Annotated in this window: 5 protein-coding genes; 3 read left to right on the top strand and 2 right to left on the bottom strand. The window is 73.7% G+C overall.

Going from position 1 to position 6,526, the window contains the following annotated elements:
• Both C3486_RS35800 and C3486_RS35795 read left to right on the top strand, forming a co-directional pair.
• The coding region (locus tag C3486_RS35800) for a helicase C-terminal domain-containing protein (RefSeq protein WP_181138806.1) at positions 1 to 1,280 on the top strand (1,280 nt) is incomplete at its 5' end.
• 367 nt (positions 1,281 to 1,647) lie between these two features.
• Positions 1,648 to 3,297 carry a DNA repair helicase XPB gene (locus C3486_RS35795; protein ID WP_103837034.1) on the top strand — a complete coding sequence of 550 codons (1,650 nt, stop codon included), beginning with the start codon at positions 1,648 to 1,650 and terminating at the stop codon, positions 3,295 to 3,297.
• A 183-nt stretch (positions 3,298 to 3,480) separates the two neighbouring features.
• Here C3486_RS35795 and C3486_RS35790 read toward each other — a convergent pair whose 3' ends face one another.
• A complete protein-coding gene (locus C3486_RS35790; protein ID WP_374936966.1) occupies positions 3,481 to 4,833 on the bottom strand; it encodes a glycosyltransferase 87 family protein in 1,353 nt (450 codons plus the stop codon).
• A 103-nt stretch (positions 4,834 to 4,936) separates the two neighbouring features.
• A complete protein-coding gene (locus tag C3486_RS35785; RefSeq protein WP_103837033.1) occupies positions 4,937 to 5,149 on the bottom strand; it encodes a hypothetical protein in 213 nt (70 codons plus the stop codon).
• Positions 5,150 to 5,514: 365 nt separating this feature from the next.
• Here C3486_RS35785 and C3486_RS35780 point away from each other — a divergent pair.
• Positions 5,515 to 6,526: HelD family protein (locus C3486_RS35780; protein WP_374936967.1), on the top strand; the 1,012-nt coding region annotated here is incomplete at its 3' end.

Raw genomic sequence — 6,526 nt, 5'->3', positions numbered from 1 at the left:
TCACCCTGCTGGGCAGCGTCCCGCCGGGCACCGCAGTCCCGCAGGACGCCGTACTGGCCCGCCTGCGCTGGGAACGGCCGCTCCGAGGCGCGGCGCAGGCCGCCCCCGGTACGGCCGGGGAGAACGGCCAGGCGAGTCCCGACCAGAACGCCGCACGGAACGCTGCGCAGGCGGTGCCCGGGGCACACGCGGCCCCGCAGGACCTGCGTTCCCGCATCGCCCTGTGGTCCCTGCACGAGGCCGAACTCCTCGGCCTCACCGGCCGTGGCGCCCTCGCGGGCCACGCCCGCGCGCTCGTGGAGACGGGACCGGACGCCGACCCCGCACAGGCCGGCCGGGCCGCCGCCACTGCCCTCGCCCCGCTGCTGCCCACCCCCCTGGACCACGTCCTCCTCCAGGCCGACCTGACCGCCGTGGCGCCCGGCCCCCTGGAGCGCCCGCTCGCCGACGCGCTCGACATACTGGCCGACGTGGAGTCCAAGGGCGGCGCAACGGTGTACCGCTTCACGCCCGGCTCCGTACGTCGCGCCCTGGACGCCGGCCGGTCCGCCGCCGACATCCAGGCGTTCCTCGCGGCCCACTCCCGTACGCCGGTGCCGCAGCCGCTCGCGTACCTGATCGACGACGTGGCGCGCCGCCACGGACAGCTGCGGGTCGGCGCCGCCTCCGCCTACGTACGCTGCGACGACGACGCCCTGCTGAACGAGATCCTGGCCGACCGGCGCGCCGACGGGCTGCGGCTGCGCCGCCTGGCGCCGACCGTGCTGGCCGCCCAGGCAGCGCCGGACGCGCTCCTGGAGGGGCTGCGCGCGATGGGGTACGCGCCGGCCGCCGAGTCCGCCGAGGGCGACGTGGTGATCGCCCGCGCCGACGCCTACCGCACCCCGCCGCGCACCGCCCCGGCCCCCGTCCCCGACGGCCCGCCGCCCCCGGACGCCACGCTGCTGGAGGCCGCCGTGCGCGCCATCAGGGCGGGCGACCTCGCGGCCACCGCCGAGCGCAAGCCGGGCCCGGCGGCCACGGCCCCCGCACCGGGCGGGCTGCCGCGTACGACCTCGGCCGAGACGCTGGCCACCGTGCAGGCCGCCGCGCTGACCAACTCGGCCCTGTGGATCGGCTACGTCAACGCCGACGGCGCGGCCAGCCAGCGCGTCATCGCCCCCGTACGCGTCGAGGGCGGCTTCGTCACGGCCTTCGACCACACCGCCGACGAGGTCCGCACCTACGCCCTCCACCGCATCACAGGCGTCGCCGAACTCGCCGACGACGCGGCGTCCTGAGAGCGAGCGGACGCCGCTTCCCGGGATTGCGCGCGGCACCGCGCCCAGAGGCCGCGCGGGACGCCGCCTCCTGAGAGCACCCGAGCGCCGCGCCCCGTGAGGCCGCTGGCGCGCCGCCTCACGGGACCGCGGACGCACCACCTCCTGAGGCTGCGGACGCGCCGCCTCTCGGGACTGCGGACGCGCCGCCTCCCGGGCCGGCAAAGGAGACCGCTTCCCGGGCGGTCAGGGGCGCGCGTTCCCCGTCCGCGCCCCTGGTCCGCCCCCGCTTCTCCGCCGATGCGGCACACTGGACGTTTGGCCGTACGGACGGCCGGGCCGTCCGTACGACGGTGGTCGGGCGCAGGCGAAGCGAAAGGCGAGGCGCGTGAACGGACCTCTCATCGTCCAGAGCGACAAGACGCTGCTCCTGGAGGTGGACCACGAGCAGGCGGACGCGTGCCGCCAGGCCATCGCCCCCTTCGCGGAGCTGGAGCGCGCCCCGGAGCACATCCACACCTACCGGGTGACGCCGCTCGGCCTGTGGAACGCGCGGGCCGCCGGCCACGACGCCGAGCAGGTGGTGGACGCGCTGGTCGCGTACTCCCGCTACCCGGTCCCGCACGCGCTGCTCGTCGACATCGCCGAGACGATGTCCCGGTACGGCCGGCTCACGCTCTCCAAGCACCCCGCGCACGGCCTGGTGCTCACCACCACCGACCGCCCGGTGCTGGAGGAGATCCTGCGGTCGAAGAAGGTGCAGCCGCTGGTCGGCGCCCGCATCGACCCGGACACCGTCGCGGTGCACCCCTCCGAGCGCGGGCAGATCAAGCAGACGCTGCTGAAGCTGGGCTGGCCGGCCGAGGACCTGGCCGGTTACGTGGACGGCGAGGCGCACCCCATCGAGCTGGACCAGGACGGCTGGTCGCTGCGCCCGTACCAGCAGCAGGCGGTGGAGAACTTCTGGCACGGCGGCTCCGGCGTCGTCGTCCTACCCTGCGGCGCCGGCAAGACCCTGGTCGGCGCGGGCGCGATGGCCGAGGCCAAGGCGACCACGCTGATCCTCGTGACGAACACCGTGTCCGCGCGCCAGTGGAAGCACGAGCTGGTCAAGCGCACGTCGCTGACCGAGGACGAGATCGGCGAGTACAGCGGTACGAAGAAGGAGATCCGGCCGGTCACCATCGCGACGTACCAGGTGCTGACGACCAAGCGGAAGGGTGTCTACCCGCACCTGGAGCTGTTCGACTCCCGGGACTGGGGCCTGGTCGTGTACGACGAGGTGCACCTGCTGCCCGCGCCGGTCTTCAAGTTCACCGCCGACCTCCAGGCGCGGCGCCGGCTCGGCCTGACGGCCACCCTCGTGCGCGAGGACGGCCGCGAGTCCGACGTCTTCTCGCTCATCGGCCCGAAGCGGTTCGACGCGCCGTGGAAGGAGATCGAGGCGCAGGGCTACATCGCGCCCGCCGACTGCGTCGAGGTCCGGGTCAACCTGACCGACTCCGAGCGGCTGGCGTACGCCACGGCGGAGAGCGACGAGAAGTACCGGTTCTGTGCGACCACCGCGTCCAAGCAGAAGGTCACCGAGGCGCTGGTGCGGCGGCACGCCGGCGAGCAGACGCTGGTGATCGGGCAGTACATCGACCAGCTGGACGAGCTGGGCGAGCACCTGGACGCGCCGGTGATCAAGGGCGACACGAGCAACGCGCAGCGCGAGAAGCTGTTCAACGCGTTCCGGGAGGGCGAGCTGTCCGTGCTGGTCGTCTCGAAGGTCGCGAACTTCTCGATCGACCTGCCGGAGGCGACGGTCGCGATCCAGGTCTCGGGCACGTTCGGGTCGCGCCAGGAGGAGGCGCAGCGGCTGGGCCGGGTGCTCCGCCCGAAGGCCGACGGCCACGAGGCGCGCTTCTACTCGGTCGTCGCGCGGGACACCATCGACCAGGACTTCGCGGCCCACCGCCAGCGCTTCCTGGCCGAGCAGGGCTACGCGTACCGGATCGTCGACGCCCACGAACTCCTGGCGGACGAGGGCGCCTGAGGGACCCGGGGGGCGAGGGGCGGCTAGGCACGGGGGGCCGCGTTGTCAGTACCCCTGAGTACCGTGTTGAGAAGGGGACCCGCGCTCCCCCATGGGGGAAAGGTGGGGCGAAACGGTACGCCGGAGCCGCGCCCCGACGGTACGCCCGGGCCGCGCCCCCAGCGCCCCGCCCGCCCCCTCCCCCTACCGCTCCGCCCGAGGCCCGGGTACCGCCTCCGGCGCCGGCGCGGGGCGTACCAGTGCGCCCGCTGCCACGCCCGTCAGGGCGCCGCCGCGCCAGAAGACCGCCGCGAGCAGGACGGCCATGCCGAGCAGCGGGTACGGCGCCGCCAGTGGCTGCTGCCACCACGGAAGGGCCAGGTCCAGGTCGCCCTTGTGCGGCACGAGCCACATCGTGCGGGCGGTGAACAGTACGGCCAGGGCGCCCCACAGGAAGCGCCGCCACGCGTACCCGCGTACGTGCGTGGCGAGCACCGCCAGCAGCGGTACGCACCAGACCCAGTGGTGGGACCAGCTGATCGGCGAGACGAGCAGCGCGGTGAGCGCCGTGCACAGCACGCCCCACGCCTCCCGGCCCGCGACCAGGCCCGTGCGGCGGGCCGCCGTCATCCCGACCGCGGCGGTGAGCACGGCGGCGGCCGCCCAGACGGCGCCGGGGTGCGCCGAGTGCAGCAGGCGCGCGACCAGGCCCTGGAGCGACTGGTTGTCGACGATCCACGCCTCGCCGACCCGCCCGGTCTCGTAGAGCCGTTCGGTCCAGAACTCCACGCTGGCGCCGGGCATCGCGACGACGCCGAGCAGGACCGTGCCGGCGAACCCGGCGAGCGAGACCAGCGCGGCCCGTACCCGCCCGGTGAGCAGCAGGTACACCGCGAAGAGCGCGGGGGTGAGCTTGATGCCGGCCGCGATGCCGATGGCCAGGCCCTTGCCGCGGGCGCCGTCGGGCCGGGTGAGGTCCCACAGGACGAGGCAGGTCAGCGCGAGGTTGATCTGCCCGAAGACCAGCGTCTGGTACACCGGCTCCAGCCAGACGGCGAGCGCGGTGGCGGCGAGCAGCGAGGGGACGCGGTGCGTGGCGCGCAGCCCGGCGAGGCGTGCGGAGAGGTGGAGGAGCAGGGCGAGCAGGGCGACGTTGCCGAGTACGGAGGCGACCTGCAGGACGCCGGGCGAGAACCACGCGAGCGGTACGAACAGCAGGGCGGCGAACGGCGGGTAGGTGGCGGGCAGGTGCCACTCGGTGACCCGGAGGCCGTAGAGGTCGCCGCCGGTGAGGACGGAGTCGCCCATCGCCCGGTAGACGAGGATGTCGGAGGTCGGCATCGGCACTATGAGGTGCACGACGCCGAGCGCGGCCAGGGACGCCGCGAGCAGGGCTGCGGCGGGCAGCGTGTGGCGCGGGAGGGTGCGCCGGGCGGAAGGGGTGGCCCGGGTGGAGACCGTACGGCCCGCCGGGGGGTCCGGCGTTTCCCGGGTGGTGCGTGGCCTGCCCACGAGGGGCGTTGTCCGCTGGATCGGCTTCCCGTCGGCGGCAGACACGCGGGGAACCCCTCCTCGTCGCCATATGCTGATTGCGCACCGTTTACAGCGACGTTAATCGATCACACGCGAACTTTCGTGTCGCTTTCCGGACGTCCGGATGTCAGTCTTCGGTCCGGGAGGTGCCCGGCGGGCTGTCGTCGGCGTACTCCCCGAGGACGGCGACGCTGAATGCGGTGCCCGCGAAGACCTTCACGGCGCGCAGCGCGTTGCCGACGGGGTGCCGGTGTTCCGTGTCGCGGGCGACGGCGCCGGCACCGTGTCTGGCACGGCCGGCCGCCTTCGGATCGGGTGGCGGATTCAGATGGCTGTTCATGACTCCATGATGGGATTCACCCGGTCGCCGCACATCCGACCAAGGACCGATTGGCGTGTCGTGCGGCGTACGGCCCCGGATGCACCGCGGTGGTGCCCTCCCCTAGGGGATGCGGGGCCTTTTTTATTCGGTCGCGCGCCTACTGCGTGGTGGCTACAATCGCGCGTCTGCCCGCCTCCCGCCGACTCTCGTCGAGGAGCGCCGCCGCCCGGACGGAAACCGGCCGGCCCTCACACACCACGCATCCGCCCGGAGGCGAAGCCGTGCCCTCGCACGCCCCTGACCAGAAGGAAGAGCACCACCGGAACGACCCCCTCGAACGGGAGCGAGCCCATCTCAAAGCCTCCCGTGCCGCGCTCCGCGCCATGCGCGAGGACGCCGAGTCGCTGAACATCAAGGACGTCACCGCGAACTGGGTCAACGCCGAGGTCCTGCAGGGCGAGATCGACGCCCGTATCAAGGCGCTGGCCGACCTCTCGCACACCCCGCTGTTCTTCGGCCGACTGGACTACCTCCACGCGCCCGGCACGGACCTGGCCGAAGGCGCCGAGGGGGAGAACTTCTACATCGGGCGGCGGCACGTCCACGACGCCGACGGCGACCCCATGGTCATCGACTGGCGCGCGCCGGTCTCCCAGCCGTTCTACCGGGCCTCCAAGAAGGAGCCGATGGACCTGCGGCTGCGCCGCCGCTTCGGGTACACCGGCGGCGAGCTGACCGCGTACGAGGACGAGCACCTGACCGACCCGGCCGAGGCCGAGCAGACCAGCAAGCTGCTCCAGAGCGAGATCGAGCGGCCGCGCGTGGGTCCGATGCGCGACATCGTGGCCACCATCCAGCCCGAGCAGGACGAGATCGTGCGCGCCGGGATCGGCGGCACGGTCTGCGTGCAGGGGGCGCCCGGTACGGGAAAGACCGCGGTCGGCCTGCACCGGGTCGCGTACCTGCTCTACGCGCACCGCGAGCGCCTCGCCCGCGCCGGCACCCTCGTCATCGGCCCGAACAAGTCCTTCCTGCACTACATCGAGCAGGTGCTGCCCGCGCTGGGCGAGCTGGAGGTCAAGCAGGCCACGGTGGACGACCTGGTGGCGCACGTGGAGGTGCGCGGCTCGGACGACGCGGCGGCCGCCATGATCAAGGGTGACGCGCGGATGGCGGAGGTGCTGCGCCGGGCCGTGCGCGCGCACGTCACGCTGCCCACCGAGCCGTGCGTGGTGGTCCGCGGTTCGCGGCGCTGGCGTGTTCCGGCGTACGAACTGGCGGAGATCGTCACGCAGTTGCTGGACCGCGGCATCCGGTACGGCGCGGGGCGCGAGGCGCTGCCGCACCGCATCGCGCACGCCGTGCTGGTCCCAGATGGAGCGGCGGCGAGGCGCC

Source organism: Streptomyces sp. Ru73 (assembly GCF_002920575.1).
Taxonomy (GTDB): Bacteria; Actinomycetota; Actinomycetes; order Streptomycetales; family Streptomycetaceae; genus Streptomyces.
This window is presented reverse-complemented; position numbering and strand designations above follow the sequence as displayed.

Excerpts from the sequence above, each read along its gene's own strand:
- C3486_RS35785 (WP_103837033.1), bottom strand. The coding sequence starts at position 5,149 with ATGAACAGCCATCTGAATCCGCCACCCGATCCGAAGGCGGCCGGCCGT.